At 75.6% G+C, this 16100-nt stretch carries 16 protein-coding genes; 13 read left to right on the forward strand and 3 right to left on the reverse strand.

All coding sequences use genetic code 11. From position 1 onward, the window contains the following. Positions 1-888: CoA transferase (locus ACFSBI_RS15610; RefSeq protein WP_377936554.1), on the forward strand; the 888-nt coding region annotated here is incomplete at its 5' end. Positions 889-1009: 121 nt separating this feature from the next. Continuing rightward, the gene (locus ACFSBI_RS15615) at positions 1010-1837 is read left to right on the forward strand and encodes an HAD family acid phosphatase (protein ID WP_377936556.1); all 828 of its coding nucleotides are present in this window, start codon (positions 1010-1012) and stop codon (positions 1835-1837) included. Positions 1838-1948: 111 nt separating this feature from the next. Here ACFSBI_RS15615 and glgX read toward each other — a convergent pair whose 3' ends face one another. Beyond that, positions 1949-3994, reverse strand: a complete 2046-nt coding sequence (gene glgX / locus ACFSBI_RS15620; RefSeq protein WP_377936558.1) for a glycogen debranching protein GlgX — start codon at positions 3992-3994, stop codon at positions 1949-1951. A 159-nt stretch (positions 3995-4153) separates the two neighbouring features. On the opposite strand from glgX, the gene ACFSBI_RS15625 reads away from it, so the two are divergent. Continuing rightward, complete coding sequence (locus ACFSBI_RS15625; protein WP_417281872.1) at positions 4154-5743, forward strand: hypothetical protein; 1590 nt, start codon at positions 4154-4156, stop codon at positions 5741-5743. A gap of 115 nt (positions 5744-5858) precedes the next feature. On the opposite strand, the gene ACFSBI_RS15630 is transcribed toward ACFSBI_RS15625, so the two are convergent. Further along, the gene (locus ACFSBI_RS15630; RefSeq protein WP_377936562.1) at positions 5859-6437 is read right to left on the reverse strand and encodes a TetR/AcrR family transcriptional regulator; all 579 of its coding nucleotides are present in this window, start codon (positions 6435-6437) and stop codon (positions 5859-5861) included. A gap of 111 nt (positions 6438-6548) precedes the next feature. On the opposite strand from ACFSBI_RS15630, the gene ACFSBI_RS15635 reads away from it, so the two are divergent. Continuing rightward, on the forward strand, positions 6549-7430 hold the full coding sequence (locus tag ACFSBI_RS15635) for an SDR family oxidoreductase (protein ID WP_377936564.1): 882 nt from the start codon (positions 6549-6551) through the stop codon (positions 7428-7430). An 18-nt stretch (positions 7431-7448) separates the two neighbouring features. Here ACFSBI_RS15635 and ACFSBI_RS15640 read toward each other — a convergent pair whose 3' ends face one another. Beyond that, a complete protein-coding gene (locus ACFSBI_RS15640) occupies positions 7449-8153 on the reverse strand; it encodes an SDR family oxidoreductase (protein ID WP_377936566.1) in 705 nt (234 codons plus the stop codon). 101 nt (positions 8154-8254) lie between these two features. Here ACFSBI_RS15640 and ACFSBI_RS15645 point away from each other — a divergent pair, with 101 nt between their 5' ends. The 9 genes from ACFSBI_RS15645 to ACFSBI_RS15685 all read left to right on the forward strand — a co-directional run bounded on the left by ACFSBI_RS15645 (position 8255) and on the right by ACFSBI_RS15685 (position 15905). Then, positions 8255-8995 (forward strand): SDR family NAD(P)-dependent oxidoreductase, encoded by a 741-nt coding sequence (locus ACFSBI_RS15645; protein ID WP_377936568.1) that lies wholly within the window; start codon positions 8255-8257, stop codon positions 8993-8995. Between the two features lie 115 nt (positions 8996-9110). Then, positions 9111-9626, forward strand: a complete 516-nt coding sequence (locus ACFSBI_RS15650; protein ID WP_377936570.1) for a GNAT family N-acetyltransferase — start codon at positions 9111-9113, stop codon at positions 9624-9626. A 124-nt stretch (positions 9627-9750) separates the two neighbouring features. Continuing rightward, complete coding sequence (gabT, locus tag ACFSBI_RS15655; RefSeq protein WP_377936572.1) at positions 9751-11130, forward strand: 4-aminobutyrate--2-oxoglutarate transaminase; 1380 nt, start codon at positions 9751-9753, stop codon at positions 11128-11130. 77 nt (positions 11131-11207) lie between these two features. Then, entirely contained in the window at positions 11208-11615 is a 408-nt protein-coding gene (locus ACFSBI_RS15660; RefSeq protein WP_377936574.1) for a hypothetical protein, read from the forward strand. A gap of 97 nt (positions 11616-11712) precedes the next feature. Beyond that, entirely contained in the window at positions 11713-12006 is a 294-nt protein-coding gene (locus tag ACFSBI_RS15665; RefSeq protein WP_377936576.1) for a metal-sensitive transcriptional regulator, read from the forward strand. A 32-nt stretch (positions 12007-12038) separates the two neighbouring features. Then, entirely contained in the window at positions 12039-12371 is a 333-nt protein-coding gene (locus ACFSBI_RS15670; protein ID WP_377936578.1) for a heavy-metal-associated domain-containing protein, read from the forward strand. Further along, on the forward strand, positions 12368-14500 hold the full coding sequence (locus ACFSBI_RS15675) for a heavy metal translocating P-type ATPase (protein ID WP_377936580.1): 2133 nt from the start codon (positions 12368-12370) through the stop codon (positions 14498-14500). The genes ACFSBI_RS15670 and ACFSBI_RS15675 overlap by 4 nt, the downstream gene beginning before the upstream one ends. Then, positions 14497-14838: an NADH-quinone oxidoreductase subunit A gene (locus ACFSBI_RS15680; RefSeq protein WP_377936582.1), complete on the forward strand. Its 342-nt coding sequence runs from the start codon at positions 14497-14499 to the stop codon at positions 14836-14838. The genes ACFSBI_RS15675 and ACFSBI_RS15680 overlap by 4 nt, the downstream gene beginning before the upstream one ends. Further along, entirely contained in the window at positions 14829-15905 is a 1077-nt protein-coding gene (locus tag ACFSBI_RS15685) for a hypothetical protein (protein ID WP_377936583.1), read from the forward strand. Before ACFSBI_RS15680 ends, ACFSBI_RS15685 begins: the two co-directional genes overlap by 10 nt. The last annotated feature ends 195 nt before the right edge of the window (positions 15906-16100 follow it).

The raw sequence follows: 16100 nt of genomic DNA on the forward strand, positions 1-16100 counted from the left end.
GGCGGCGCCGCGGCCGCGATGCGTCCCGCCGCCGCCTGGGCCGTGCACCCGCAGGGCGCCGCGGTGCGGCGCGAGGCGCTGATCGCCCGTGCGCCCCGCGGCGCAGCACGGTCGTCCTGGGCGCCGGACCCGGCGCGACCGCTCGCCGGCGTCCGCGTGCTCGACCTGACCCGGGTGATCGCGGGGCCGGTCGCCGGGCGCGCGCTCGCCGGGTACGGCGCCGAGGTGCTGCGCATCGACCCGCCGGGCTGGGACGAGCCCGCGGTGGAGCCCGACATGACGCTCGGCAAGCGGTGCGCCCGGCTCGACGCGACGACCGCCGACGGGCGGGAGCGCCTGCTCGGGCTGCTCGCGGGTGCCGACGTGCTGCTGCACGGCTACCGCCGGGACGCGCTCGACGGCCTCGGGCTGGGGGAGGAGGTCCGCCGGCGCACCCGCCCCGGTCTCGTCGAGGTCGCCCTCACGGCCTACGGCTGGACGGGCCCGTGGGCGGGCCGGCGCGGCTTCGACAGCCTCGTGCAGATGTCCGCCGGGGTGGCCGAGCGGGGTGCGGCGGAGGGGGGCCGGCCGGTGCCGCTGCCGGTCCAGGCGCTCGACCACGCCACCGGCTGGTTCGTGGGCGCCGCGGCCGTCGCGGGGCTGCGGGAGCGGCGGGCCTCCGGCGCTGGCTCGGTCGCGCGGCTGTCGCTCGCCCGGACGGCCGCCGCGCTGCAGCCCCTCGACGTCGTCGCACCCGGCGCCGCGCAGGAGGTCGGCGGCGAGTCCCTGGGGACGCCGTGGGGCGAGGCGCGCCTCGCGTCGCCGCCTCTCGCCGTCGCCGGCGCTCCCCTCCGGTTCGACCTCGGGCCTGCGCCGCTGGGCAGCGCGGACCCGGCCTGGAACGACTGAGTCCCTCGACCCGCTCGCGCGGATGAACATCCTGTGACGCGCCTCCGTTCGGGCGCGCGTGTCGCGGCGCCGCGTGCTTATCGTCCTCTTCGTGTCTGCCCAGGCCTTTGGAAGGAACCGCATGCCCCGCATCCGACGCTCCCGTCTCGCGCTCACCGCGCTCGTCACCGCCGCCCTCGTCGGGGTCGGCGGCGCCGCCGTGGCCGTGAACGCGCAGCCCGCCATCCACACGAAGACGCCGAGGACGGCGGAGTCGATCACGAACATCGACGTGCTGCGTCAGCAGATCGCGAACTACTACGGCGACCCGCTGAAGACCGGCGAGATCGGCGCCAGGTCGAACTACGTGAAGGAGCTGCGCGGCATCGAGACGCGCGCCGCGAGGTACCTGGTCCACGCGAAGGCGCACCACGGCAAGAAGAAGGCGATCCTGCTCGACGTCGACGACACGACGCTCGCGACCTACAACTACGAGATCGACTCGAACTGGGACTACGACCCCGCGAGCAACGGCGAGTTCGTGACCGACCAGAAGTTCCCCGCGGTGCCCGGCATGGTGAAGCTGGTCCGCCTCGCGAAGGCCGACGGCTACAAGATCTTCTACCTCACCGGCCGCGGTGCGGCGCAGGAGGAGGCGACGCTCGGCAACCTGACGCAGGACGGCGTCGGCGTCGACGCGCACTACCCGCAGCCGACCGACCCAGACGGCGCCGGCCCGGAGGACGGCCTCTACACGAAGCCGGACCTGGCGGCCTACCCGCAGTACCTGAAGGACCGGTGCGGCGACGACAAGTGCACGACGATCGAGTACAAGTCCGCGACGCGGAAGCACATCGAGTCGCTCGGCTACGACATCGTCGCGAACTTCGGCGACCAGTACAGCGACCTGAAGGGCGGCGCGGCGGACCGCGGCTTCAAGCTGCCGAACCCGAGCTACTACCTGCCCTGACCGCGGCTTCCGGACCGGCGTCGCGCAGTCCGGGCCGGTTCCGACAGGCCGGGCGCTCTCGAGCGCCCGGCCTGTCGTGTCCCGCCCCTCGCGGCGGAGCCGAGATCCGGGTCAGGCGCGCGAGCGCAGGAGCGTGAACGAGGAGTCGCGGACGATCAGCGTCGTCACGGCGCCCGCGACCCGCTGCTCCGGGTCGCTCGACAGCGCGAGCTCCCACTCGCCGTTCGGCGCCGCCGGCACGGTGAACTCGACCCCGTTCTCGGCCGAGTTCAGCAGCAGCGCGAACGCGTCCTCGCCCTCGTGCGCCAGCACGAAGGTGATGGTGCGCGCGTCGGGGTTGTCCCAGTCGCCCTCGGCGAACTCCTCGTCGTCGCTGCGCTTCAGCACGACGGTGTCCTCGGCGCCGGCGCCGGGCGCCTCCCGGTACCAGGCGGGCCGGAGCGCCGGGCTCTCCTGCCGCAGCCGGATGACCTCGCGGGTGAAGTCGAGCAGCTCGTGGTCGACCGCGTCCCAGTCGTACCAGCTGATCTCGGTGTCCTGGCAGTAGGCGTTGTTGTTGCCGCCCTGCGTGCGGCCCATCTCGTCGCCGCCCAGCAGCATCGGCACGCCCGTCGACAGCAGCAGCGTCGCGAGGAAGTTCTTCCGAGCGCGCATCCGGCGCTCGTTTACGGTCGGGTCGTCCGTCGGGCCCTCGGCGCCGTTGTTGAACGACTTGTTGTCGCTCTCGCCGTCCTGGTTGTCCTCGCCGTTCGCGTCGTTGTGCTTGCGGTTGTAGGCGGTCAGGTCCGCCAGCGTGAAGCCGTCGTGCGCCGTGATCATGTTCACGCTGCAGAGCGGGGAGCGCCGGCTCGGCTGGTAGACGTCGGGGCTGCCGAGCACGCGCTGCGCCGTCGTGCCGAGCAGGCTGTCCGCCCCCGACCAGAAGTCGCGCACGTCGTCGCGGAACTTGCCGTTCCACTCCGACCACTCGGCCGGGAAGCCGCCGACCTGGTAGCCGGCGATGTCCCACGGCTCCGCGATCAGCTTCACGGGCGCCAGCACCGGGTCCTGCAGCGTCATGTCGAGGAAGGCGGAGTGCAGGCTCGCGTCGCCGCCCTGCCGGGTCAGGGTGGTCGCGAGGTCGAAGCGGAACCCGTCGACGTGCATCTCCGTCACCCAGTAGCGGAGCGAGTCCATGATGAGCCCGAGCGCCGCCGGGTGGCTCACGTTCAGGCTGTTGCCCGTGCCGGTCGTGTCGAAGTAGGCGTCCCGCTGCTCCTCGACCAGGCGGTAGTAGGCGCCGTTGTCGAGGCCCTTGAACGACAGCATCGGGCCCATGTGGTTGCCCTCGGCGGTGTGGTTGTAGACGACGTCGAGGATCACCTCGAGGCCCGCCTCGTGCAGCGCCTTCACCATCGCCTTGAACTCGGTCACCTGCTGCCCGCGGTCGCCGGAGGACGAGTACTCGTTGTGCGGGGCGAAGAAGCCGATCGTGTTGTAGCCCCAGTAGTTGCGGAGGCCCTTGTCCTTCAGGGTGTTCTCCTGCACGAACTGGTGCACGGGCAGCAGCTCGATGCTCGTCACGCCGAGGCGCTGGAAGTGCTCGATCGCCTTCGGGTGCGCGAAGCCGGCGTAGGTGCCCTGCAGCTCCTCCGGCACCCCGGGCAACCGCTTCGTGAAGCCCTTGACGTGGGTCTCGTAGACGATCGTGCGGTCCATCGGCACGCGGTTGTACGGCGTCGGCCGGTCGTCGCCCCAGTCGAAGTCGCGGTCCACGACGACGCACTTCGGCATCGCGCCCGCGGAGTCGGTGCCGTCCATCCGCAGCGGCTCGTTCATGTCGTGGCCGAAGAGGCGCTGGTCCCACTCGTAGTCGCCCGAGATCGCGAGCGCGTGCGGGTCCAGCAGCAGCTTGTGCACGTTGTGGCGGACACCGTGCTCCGGGTCCCACGGGCCGTCGACGCGGAGGCCGTAGCGGGTGCCGACGCCGGCGCCCTCGACGAACCCGTGCCAGACGTAGCCGGTGCGGGAGGGCAGCGCGGTGCGGGTCTCCTGCTCCTGGTCGTCGAACGAGCAGAACAGCACCTCGGTGGCCGTCTCGGAGTACACGGCGACGTTGAGGCCGCCGTCGACGACGGTGACGCCGAGGGGGTAGGGGAGCGAGGCGGGAGCGGTCATGCGGAGCCTTCCTGAGAGCGCGACGCTGCACGGTAGCCGTGGGCCGGAGCCCGGATCTGGGAGCGCTCCGCACGCCCGCTGCGAGTCGACCGGGGCGAGCGGGACCGCGCCTGCCGCCGCCGTCCCGCAGGTCGACGACTCGCGGGCATCATGGGGCGGGTGCGCCGCCCACGCCTCGTCCTCCCCGCACTCGCGGTCGTCGCCGCGCTCGGTCTCGGCGGGTGCACCGCCGAGGGAGCCCCGCAGCCGACGCGCACCACGACCCCGCCGGCGACCGCGGTCCGGTTCGCGCCGCAGACCGCGGGCGACCCCGCCGTCGTCGACGCCGCGACCGCGCCCGAGCGCGCGGTGCAGGCGAGCCGGGCGTTCTTTGAAGCGTCACCGGGCGCGGTCGTCGCGCCCGACGGCGACCGGGCCGCGCAGGAGCGGGCGGCGGAGGTGGCCGAACGGCTGCACGTCCCCGTGCTGCTGGCGCCCGCGCCCGCGCCGAGCGCGTCGGCGTCGCACGCCCCGAGCGCGTCCCCGACCCCGACCGCGACCCCGACCGCGACCCCGACCGCGACCCCGACCGCGTCGCCCTCACCCGACCTCACCGCCGTCTCCGCCGGGCTGCGCCGCCTCGGCGCCGTCTGGGTCGCGGGCGACGCCGCCCCACGCCTCCCCGGCGTCCGGCGCTACGCGCTGGCGGACGCGCCGGACGTGACCGCCCCGGCGACGTCCGCCGCGGTCGCCGTCGCCGCGGACGAGGGCGCCGACACCGCCGCGACGGCGACCGCCCGGGCGGCCGGCGCGACCGTGGTGTCGAGCGGCGGCTCCCGGATCCCCGGCGCCTCGGCGGCGGTCGTCGACGCGCTGTCGAAGGCGGAGGGAGAGCCCGCCGCGCTGATCGGGTCGCGCTTCGCCGGGCTCGGCGACGCGGCGTCCTGGGCGGTCGCGGCCGCTCGCGGCGGCTACCAGTACTCCGGGGGCGGGCAGGTGCCGTTCGACGGCAAGCGCCTCTTCGTCGCGCTCTACGGCGTGCCCGGCGATTCGGCGCTCGGGGTGCTCGGCGAGCAGGGCCCGGGCGCCACGATCGCGCGGGTCGAGGCGCTGGCGAAGCGCTACGCGCCGCTGACGGACCGGCACGTCGCCCCGATGCTCGAGATCATCGCGACCGTCGCCTCGGGCAGCCCCACCGACAACGGCGACTACTCGAGCGACCTGGACGTCTCGCGGCTCGAGCCGTTCGTCGACGCCGCGGCGAAGGCGGGCATGCCCGTCGTGCTCGACCTCCAGCCCGGCCGCGCCGACTTCCTGAGCCAGGCGAAGCTCTACCGGTCGCTGCTCGAGAAGCCGAACGTCGGCCTCGCGCTCGACCCGGAGTGGCGGCTGAAGCCCGGGCAGCGGCCGCTCGTCCAGATCGGCAGCGTCTCCGCCGCCGAGGTGAACCGCACCTCCGCGTGGCTCGCCGACCTGGTGAAGGAGAAGGGGCTGCCGCCGAAGCCCTTCGTGCTGCACCAGTTCCGGCTCGACATGCTGCCCGACCGGTCCGCGATCGACGTCTCGCGGCCCGAGCTCGACGTGCTGATCCACGTCGACGGCCAGGGCTCGCAGCCCGCGAAGCAGGCGACGTGGGCGGCGATCCACCGCGACGCGCCCGACGTCGCCTGGGGCTGGAAGAACTTCCTCGACGAGGACCACCCGACCCTGACGCCGGCGCAGACGATGGAGCAGGTCCACCCGACGCCCGACCTGATCACCTACCAGTAGCCGCCCGACCCGTCCGCGTCGCGACGCGGCACGCTGCGGGCGTGCAGCACCGTGCTGCGTCGCGACGCGGAGGCCCGTGGGGCCTGGCGCGCGGGGAGGCGTTCCGGCGCGCGACTCAGGTGAGCGCCGCCGCGGCCAGCCGCAGCTCGTCGAGCGACGCGACCGCGGCCTGCGCGAGTGCGTCCGCGTCGGCGTCCGCCTGCTGCGACCAGTCCGCGAAGCCTCGGGTGAAGGCGAGCACGCCCATCTCCGCCGCGAGCCGTGCCGGCGTCCCGGCGACGCCGCGCCCGACGAGCGCGTCGGCCATCGCGGCAGCGAGCCCCGCCTCCTTCAGCAGGCTGCGCTCCTGCAGCTCGGTGCTGGTCGCGACGATCGCGTCGATGCGCGGTCCGAGCCCGTGGTTGATCGGCCCCATCGCGGTGGCCGCCCGGCGCAGTCCCGCGGCGACGGCGTCGAGCGCGGTCGTCCCCGCGGGCGCCTCCGCGATGCCCGCCGCCAGCAGGTCGCTCAGCATCGCCTGCCCGGCGCTCAGCAGCTCGCGCTTGTCGGTGAAGTGGCGGAAGAACGTGCTCTTCGTCACGCCCGCCCGCTGCGCGATCTCGGCGACCGTCGTCGCGTCGTAGCCCTGCTCGCCGAACAGGTCGACCGCCGCGACGACGAGTCGCAGCCGCGCGTCGGGCGCCCACCTGGCCATCCGACGAGGGTACCGACGGCACCGGCGTCCCAGCACCCCAGTGATGGGACTGTTGTCCCGTCATCGTGCTACGGTGATGGGACTTCGGTTCCATCACTTCGGGAGGATCGCATGGACGTCTTCATCACGGGCGGCACGGGCCTGATCGGCGCGGCCGTCGTCGCCGAGCTGCAGCGCGGCGGGCACGCCGTCACGGCGCTCGCCCGCTCCGACCGCTCCGCCGCCGTCGCGGAGGAGGCCGGCGCCGGCGTCGTCCGCGGCGGGCTCGCCGATCTCGACGTGATCCGCGAAGCGGCGGACCGCGCCGAGGGCGTCGTGCACCTCGCGTTCGCCAACGACTTCGCGGGCCCGGAGGCGCTCGAGCGCGCGATCGGCGAGGAGACCGCGGCGCTCGAGGCGATGGGCGAGGCACTGACCGGCAGCGGCCGACCGCTCGTCATGGTCTCCGGGACGCCCTGGATCCCCGGGTGGGCCTCGACCGAGGCCGACCCGCTGCCCGTGGACGGCCCGGTCGGCGGACGGGGCCGCACCGTGACCCGGATCCTCGGGCTCGCCGAGCGCGGCGTGCGCGCGTCCGCGGTCCGGATGCCGCGCACGGTGCACGACCGCGGCGAGGGCGGTTTCGCCGGGCTGCTGACCGCGGCGGCCCGCCGCTCCGGCGTCTCCGGCTGGGTCGGCGACGGGACGCAGCGCTGGCCCGCGGTGCACGCGCAGGACGCGGCCGTGCTCTTCCGCCTGGCGCTCGAGCAGGCGCCGGCGGGCTCCGCGTGGCACGCGGTGCAGGACGAGGGCGACCCGATGCGGGAGATCGCCGAGGTGATCGGGCGCCGGCTCGGGCTGCCGGCGCGCGAGGTGCCGCAGGAGGACTTCGGCGTGATCGGGCAGATCTTCGCGATGGACCAGCCGGCGTCGAGCGCCGTCACGCGGGAGCGGCTCGGCTGGACGCCCGTCCACCCGCGCCTGCTCGAGGACCTCGAGCTGGTGCGCCCCTGAGCGCGCGGCGGCGGGACGTCAGGGGCGGCAGGGGCTGATGACCAGCTCGTCGACGCGGACGTGCGGCGGCGCGGACAGCGCGAAGAGCGCCGCGCGGGCGACGTCGTCGGGCTGCAGCATCCGGGCGCGCGCGGCGGCGTCCGGCACCTCCGGCCGGGCGTCGAGGAAGTCCGTCGCGACGTCGCCGGGGCAGAGGTGGGTGGCGCGGACGCCGTGCCGCTCCTCCTCCGCGTTCAGCGAGCGGCAGAGGGTGCCGAGCGCCGTCTTGCTCGCGCCGTAGGCGACGCCCGCCACGGCGGAGTACGCCCAGGCGGAGAACGACGACACGATCACCGCGGTGCCGGCGGCGGCGCGGAGGTCGGGGAGCGCGGCGTCCACGACCGCGGCGACGCCGGTGAGGTTCGTCGCGACGACCGCCTGGAAGTCCGTGAGCGACTGCTCCGCCCAGCTGCGGCGCGGCACGTTCAGCCCCGCCGCGAGCGCGAGGCCGGTGACCGGGCCGAGCCGCTCGCGCACGGCGTCGAGCGCCGGGGCGGCCGCGCCGGGGTCCTGCACATCGAGCGGGATGACCGCCGCGCCCTCGCCGCAGCGGGCGGCGACCGCCTCGAGCGGCTCCCGCCGTCGCCCCGAGAGCGCGACTCGCCAGCCCGCCTCCGCCGCGGCGACCGAGATCGCCGCGCCCATGCCGCTGCCCGCACCCGTCACCCACAGCACGCCGCTCACGGGCCCAACCCTGCTCGTCGCCGCCTCCGAGCCCGCTCCTCGTCCGACGCCGGGGCGCCCGGGACGGCCCGCGCCCAGCCCCGCCGCGCAGACTCGCGGGCATGCACCTCGACCTCAGCGACCGCGTCGTCCTCGTCACCGGAGCCGGGAGCGGCATCGGCGCCGGCATCGTCATCGCCTTCGACGAGGAGGGCTGCCGCGTCGTGCGCCTCGACGTCGCGGGCACGGACACCGTCTGCGACGTGACCGACACAGCGTCGGTGCGCGCTGCCGTCGCCGCCGCGGTCGAGCAGCACGGGCGGATCGACGTGCTGGTGAACAACGCGGGGGTCCTGGTCGACGGGGCGGTGGAGGACACGGCCGACGAGGCGTGGGAGCGCACGTTCGCCGTGAACGTCCACGGCGTCTTCCGCATGTGCCGCGAGGTCGCGCCGGTGATGCGGGCGCAGGGCTCCGGGCGCATCATCAACGCGGCGTCCTTCGCCGCGATCGTGCCGAGCGTGGGCAGCGCCGCCTACGCCGCGTCGAAGGCCGCGGTCGTGCAGCTGACGCGGGTGCTCGCGTCCGAGCTCGGGCCCTACGGCGTCACGGTGAACGCCTACGCGCCGGGCATGGTGCCGACTGCGATGAACGGCTTCGCGGAGCTGCCGGAGGACGCGCAGGACCGGCTGCTCGACACCCTCTCGATCCGGCGCTGGCAGACGCCGGAGGACCTCACCGGGCTGCTCCGCTTCCTCGCGAGCGACCAGGCCGGGTACATCACGGGCGCGCTGCTCGACGTCTCCGGCGGCAAGCTCGCGACCCAGATCCCCGCGAAGGCCTACGAGTCCGCCCGCTCCTGAGCCCTCGCGGATCCGCACTTCTCGCGCGGATCCGCATTCCTGGCGCGACACGCCGCACCTGGCCGCGCGGCCGCGGCGTGTCGAGGAGGAACTGCGGATCCGCGAGGATCGAGGGGTGCGCACGCGGCTCCTCTCGATCGACGACGCGGCGGAGCACGCGGCGGCCCTCGCCGCCGAGCGGGACTTCCTCGCCCCCTACGAGCCGATGCGGTCCGACGCGTTCTACACGGCCGCCGGGCAGCGCGAGGTGCTGCGGCTGCGCCTCGAGCGGTACGAGGCCGGTGTCGAGGTGCCGCGGGCGATCCTCGACGACGACGGCGCGATCGTCGGCGGGATCACCCTGCAGACGATCGAGCGCGGCCCCTTCCTCTCCTGCGGGGTCGGCTACTGGGTCGCGCGGGCCGCGAACGGGCGCGGCTTCGCTTCGGCGGCGGTCGCCGAGGTCCTCGATCTCGCGTTCGGCGACCTCGGCCTGCACCGCGTGCAGGCCGTCACCCTGCTCGACAACGCCCGCTCGCAGCGCGTGCTCGGCAAGAACGGCTTCGAGCGCATCGGCACCGCGCCGAAGTACCTGAAGCTCGCGGGGGAGTGGAAGGACCACCACCTCTTCCAGCGGCTCGCGCCGGTCTGACCGCCCCGCACCCGGGCCCCTTCCGGACATCCGGGCCCGCCCTGCGCCGGCCGGATGTCCGGAAGGGGCCCGAGCGGGCTGCCGCTCCGGGCGCGTCGTCGGGGTGGGCGCCTAGCCTGCCGCCATGACGACCGAGGCCCCGTCCCGCACGTTCGACATCCCGCAGGAGCGCAGGCTCGTCACCGAGCTGCCCGGACCGCGCTCCCGCGAGCTGCAGGCGCGCCGCCTCGCCTCCGTCAGCCGCGGCGCCGGCACGCTCGCGAACATCTACATGGCGCGCGGCTCGGGCGCGGTGCTCGAGGACGTCGACGGCAACCGGCTGATCGACCTCGGCTGCGGCATCGGCGTCACCACGATCGGCCATGCCCACCCCGCCGTGCAGGCCGCGGTCGCGGAGCAGGCGTCGCAGCTGACGCACACGCTCTTCACCGTGACGCCGTACGAGAACTACGTCCGCGTCGCGGAGCAGCTGGCCCGCATCACCCCCGGCGACTTCGAGAAGCACTCGATCCTCGTCAACTCGGGCGCGGAGGCGGTGGAGAACGCGGCGAAGATCGCGCGCCGGTACACCGGCCGCCGTGCGCTCGTCGTGCTCGACCACGCCTTCCACGGCCGCACGAACATGACGATGGCGATGACGTACCGCCCCTGGCCGGAGCGGGAGGGCATGGGCCCCTTCCCCGGCGAGATCTACTCGGTGCCGATCAGCTACCCGTTCCGCGACGGCCTCTCCGGCGCCGAGGCGGCGGAGCGCACGATCGACTACATCGAGACGCACGTCGGCCCCCGGGACGTCGCTGCGTTCTTCGCCGAGCCGATCCAGGGCGACGGCGGCATCGTGATCCCGGCGCCCGGCTACTTCGAGCGCATCGCCCAGTACTGCCGCGACAACGGCATCGTGTTCGTCGCCGACGAGATCCAGGCCGGCTTCGCGCGCACCGGCGCCTGGTTCTCGATCGAGCATCACGGCGTCGTGCCCGACCTGATCACGAGCGCCAAGGGCATCGCCGGCGGGATGCCCTTGGCCGCGGTCACCGGCCGCGCCGAGATCATGGACGCCGTGCAGCCGGGCGGCGTCGGCGGCACGTTCGGCGGCAACCCGGTCTCGACCGCGGCCGCGCTCGCCGTGATCGACCTGATCGAGCGGGAGGACCTGATCGGCGAGGCGCAGCGCGTGGAGCGCGCGCTCGTCGAGCGGATCGGCGGCTGGACCGAGAAGTACGACACCGTCGGCGAGGTCCGCGGCAAGGGCGCGATGTTCGGCGTCGAGCTCGTCGAGCCGGGCACGCGCCGACCGAACCCCGCGCTGCTGAAGCACGTCCTGAAGCACGCGACCGAGCACGGCGTGATCCCGCTCGACGCCGGCAGCTGGGACAGCGTGCTGCGGCTGCTGCCCTCGGTCGTCATCTCCGAGGCGCTGATCGACGACGCGGCGGGCGTGCTCGAGGAGGCGCTGGAGTCGTTCCACGGCGTCGGCGAGCCGGGCATCGTGCCCACCAGCTGAGGAGCGCGACCGGCGGGAACGGGTTCGACGCCGCGCCCTCGGGCACGCCATGATGGCGGTGCGAGGGCGGGAGAGCGATGGCTTGGTTCCGGCGGGGGAAGGGCTCGGACGAGCCGCGGGCCGGCGACGTCGAGCGCCCCGCGGAGCACACCGACACCGTCGGCAACCCGATCATCGAGCGCCGGCGCGGCCGGCACGCGGCCGAAGCCGCACCCGCCGAGGCCGTCGACGACGGGACGCCCTCGGCGCTGCCGTCCCGGGCCGAGCACCGGATGCTGCAGTTCGTCGCGGAGGGCCGCGTCGCGCGCACCACGACCGGTGCGGCCTTCTGGCGCGTCGACGGGGCGTTCGCGACCGGGACGAAGTCGATGATGCTCGACTGGCTGCTCGAGCAGGGGTACGTCGCCGACGGTCCCCGCGGTCGCGTCGCCACGGACACGGTGCTCACCGACTCCGGGCTCGCCGTGCTCGAGCACCGCGCCTGATCCCCGCCCCGCTGCAGCGCACGCGTCCGGATCGCGGGCGCGTCCTCGATCGACGCCGGCCGCACGCGAGATACCCCTGGGGGGTATAGTCGCCCCCGTGGAGCACCGCGAGCCCGGGTACGTCGCCGACAAGGCGCAGCTGCTGAAGCGCCTGCGCCGCGCCGAGGGGCAGGTGCGCGGCCTGCAGCGGATGGTGGAGGACGACGTGTACTGCATCGACGTGCTGACGCAGGTGTCCGCCGCCACGAAGGCGCTCGAGACCGTCGCGCTGCAGCTGCTCGACGACCACCTCGCCCACTGCGTCGCCGAGGCGAGCGCGGAGGGCGGACCGGTCGCCGAGGAGAAGCTGCGCGAGGCCTCCGCCGCGATCGCCCGCCTCGTCCGCTCCTGACCACCCAGCACCCGACCGGAAGGATCACCACCATGCAGCACGACCTCGGCCTCACGGACATCAGCCGGCCCGCCTCGAGCGGCGGCTGCTGCGGCGGCGGCGCGTGCGCCTGCGGCGGGCACGCCGGGGCGGCCTCCGAGCCGTCGAGCTCGACCGGGGCGCAGACGTATGCGGTGACCGGCATGACCTGCGGGCACTGCGTCGCGAGCGTGACGGAGGAGCTGGAGGCGCTGCCCGGCGTCGAGTCCGTCGACGTCCGGCTGCAGCCGGGCGGCGCCTCGACCGTCTCGGTGCGGAGCGCGCGGGCGCTCGGCGATGACGAGGTGCGCGCGGCTGTCGAGGAAGCCGGGTACGCGCTGGCATGAGCGCCGCCACCGACACGAGGTCGGTGCAGCTCGACATCACCGGGATGACCTGCGCCGCCTGCGCGAACCGCGTCGAGCGCAGGCTGAACCGGCTGCCCGGTGCGACCGCGAGCGTCAACCTCGCGACCGAGACGGCGACGGTGACGGGCGGCCCCGCGCTCGAGCAGCTGATCCGCACCGTGGAGGCGGCGGGCTACGGCGCGCGCCCCGCGGCGCCACGCCTCCGCGAGGAGCGGGACGCGCGCCGGCTGGTGCCGCGACTCGTCCTCGCCGCGGTGCTCGCCCTGCCGACGGTGCTGCTCACGATGCTGCCCGCGCTGCGCGGGCCCGCCTCGGGCTGGGTCGCGCTCGCGCTGGCCGCACCCGTCGTGCTCTGGTGCGCGTGGCCGTTCCACCAGGGAGCGGTGCTCGCGGCGCGGCACCGCTCCGCGTCGATGGACACGCTGATCTCCCTCGGCGTCACGGCGGCGAGCGTCGCGTCCGTCGCCGGAGTCGCCCGCGGCGCCGTGCACGACGCCTACCTCGAGGTCGCGGTCGTGGTGCCCGTGCTCGTGCTGGCCGGCAAGGTCGCGGAGCGGGTCGCGCGGCGCCGCTCGGGCAGGGCGCTGCGCGCGCTGCTGCAGCTGAACGCGACGCAGGCGGTCGTGCTGCGGGACGGCCGGGAGGTGCTCGTGGCACCGACCGCGCTCGCCCCCGGCGACCGCGTCGTCGTGCGGCCGGGCATGACGGTGCCGGCCGACGGCGCGGTGGCCGAGGGCCGGGCGGCGGTCGACACCGCGCTGCTCACCGGCGAGGCGGTGCCGGTCGAGGTCGGGCCGGGCGACGCGGTCATCGGCGGCTCCCTCGTCGCGGGCGGCTCCCTGCTCGTGACGGTGGAGCGCGTCGGCGCCGACACCGAGGTCGCGCGGCTCGGCCGGCTCGTCGCGCAGGCGCAGGCCGGCAAGGCGCAGGCGCAGCGCCTCGCCGACCGGGTCTCGGCGGTCTTCGTGCCGGTGGTGCTCGGGCTCGCCCTCCTCGCGCTGGCCGGCTGGTCCCTCGTCGGCGACCCCGGTGCGGGGCTCGGCGCCGCGATCGCGACGCTCGTGATCGCCTGCCCGTGCGCGCCCGGGCTGGCGACGCCGACCGCGCTGCTGGTCGGCACCGGCCGCGGCGCGCAGCTCGGCGTGCTGATCCGCGGGCCCGAGGTGCTCGAGCGCCTCCGCCGGGTCGACGCGATCGTGCTCGACAAGACCGGCACCCTCACCACCGGCCGGATGACCCTCGAGGCCGTGATCCCGCTCGCCGGGCACGACGAGGCGGTGGTCCGGCGGCTCGCGGCGGCGGCGGAGCAGGGCAGCGAGCACCCCGTCGGCCGGGCGATCGCGGGGGCCGGCGCCGGTGCGGCGGAGGAGTTCCGCGCAGCACCGGGCGGCGGCGTCGCCGCGCGGGTCGAGGGCCGGCACGTGCTGATCGGCGCACCGGCCTGGCTCGCGGGCGAGGGGGTCGACGCCGCCCCGGCGCTGCCCGCGGTGCAGGAGGCGGAGGCGCGCGGCGCGACCGCGGTCGTCGCCGCGATCGACGGGGAGGCCGCCGGGGTGCTGGTCGTCGCCGACGCCCTGCGGCCGGAGGCCGCGGCCGCGGTCGCGGCGCTCGTGGCGCTGGGCGTCGAGCCGGTGCTCGCGACCGAGGACGCCAGCGGCCCCGCCGGGGCGGTCGCCGCCGCGACGGGCATCGCGCGGGTGCACGCCAGGTCCACGCCGCAGGGCAAGCTCGACCTGGTCCGCGCGCTGCAGACCGAGGGCCGCGTCGTCGCCGTCGCGGGCGACGGCGTGAACGACGCCGCGGCGCTCGCGGCGGCCGGCCTCGGCATCGCGATGGGCGGCGGCACCGATGCCGCGGCGGAGGCGGCCGGCGTCGTGCTGCTGCGCGAGGACCCGCTGCTGGTGCCCGAGGCCGTCCGCCTCTCGCGGAGGACCCTGAGGACGATCCGCGTCAACCTGTTCTGGGCCTTCGCGTACAACGCGGCCGCGCTGCCGGTCGCGATGCTCGGGCTGCTGTCGCCCGTGATCGCGAGCGGCGCGATGGCGCTGTCCTCCGTGCTCGTCGTCGGCAACAGCCTGCGCCTCGCGCGCTTCCGGCGGGCCGCGTGATCGGCCTCGTCGTCGCGCTCGGCGCGGCGCTGCTCGTCGTCGCGATCGTCATGGTCGCGGGGCGGATCGCCGCCGTCGAGCCGCGGGCGGTGACCGTGCTGCCGTTCGAGTCCGGCTGGGTGCCGCGGCAGCACGCGCTCTCCCGCTTCCACGCGCGCTGGTACCCGCTCGCGCTCGTGCTGCTCGCCTTCGACGTCGAGATGCTGTTCATGTACCCCTGGTCGCTCGTCGTCGCCCGCACCGGCGTCGCCTCGGTGGCCGAGATGTTCGTCTTCCTCGGCGTGCTCGTCGCCGCCGTGGTGTGGGCATGGCGGGAGGGGACGCTGCGATGGGTCTGACCGCCGACCTCGCCGCGACCCGGCTGCACGTGCTCCCCGTCGCCGTGCCCGGCCGCCCGCTGCTGCACCTGCACGCCCGGGCGGCGGTGCGGGCCCGCGGCTGGGTGCTCGCGGCCTCGCCGGCGGACGCGGACGTGCTGCTCGTCTGCGGGGCTGCCGACGGCGAGCTCGCCGAGGCGGTCGACCGCGTGTGGCAGCAGGTGCCCGCGCCCCGCGCCCGCCGCCGCGTGACGGAGGAGGCGGAGATCGCCGACGCCCTGGACAGCGCCGCACGCGTCGTCGGCGACGTCGCGGCGCAGCGGGAGGCGCTGCGGAGCACGCCGCAGCCGGGCGACCCCGAACCGGCGCACCGGCACGACGAGCACGAGCAGCACGGCGAGCAGGAGCACGACGGCGGGACGGACCACCACGAGGACCACGAGGGGATGGAGCACGACGGCCACGGCGGGATGGACCACGGCGGCATGTCGATGGACGGGCCGGCCGGCATCCCGCTCGCGAGCGGCTGGGAGGGCGACCGCGACGGCCTCGAGATGGACGTGCTCGCGTTCCGGCTCGGCCCGGTGCTGCCGGACTGGCCGGCGGGCCTCGTCGTCGACTGCACGCTGAGCGGCGACGTCGTCGCCTCGGCCTCCGCGCGGCTGCTGCCGGGCGACGCGGAGGAGGAGCCGCGGGAGGCCGGCGGGTTCGTGCAGGCCGTGGAGCGCGCCGCCCGGCTGCTGCGCCTCGCCGGCTGGACCCCGCCCGCGCTGCGGCTCGAGCGCGCGATCGACGCCGCGCTCGCGGGTGCCCCCGGCGCGGACGGCGCCCGGGTCGTGCGCGCGGTCGCGCATCGCGTCGCCCGCTCCGCGCTGCTCGCCTGGAGCCTCCGCGGCACCGCGGTCGACGTGCGGGCGCGCCTGCTCGTGATCCTCGGCGACGCGGAGCGCGCGGCCCTCGGCGAGCCGCCCGTCGACGCCCCGCTCGACCCGGATGCGCTCGCGGCGTCCCTCTCGGGCCGCACGCTCACCGTCGCGGGCCTGGTCGTCGCGGCCGCGGGTGCCGTGCAGGCGGTGGCCCGTGCGTAGTGCGGGTGGGGGTGGTCTCGAGGCTCGCTGCGCTCGCACCTCGACCAGCGGTGGGCCTCGCTGCGCTCGCACCTCGACCAGCGGTGGGCCTCGCTGCGCTCGCACCTCGACCAGCGGTGGGCCTCGCGGCGGCTTCCCGCTGGTCGAGGTGCGGAGCGCAGCGGAGCCTCGAGACCGAGGGGCCCGCGGGGGAGC

The organism is Amnibacterium endophyticum, assembly GCF_042680685.1.
GTDB lineage: Bacteria > Actinomycetota > Actinomycetes > Actinomycetales > Microbacteriaceae > Amnibacterium > Amnibacterium endophyticum.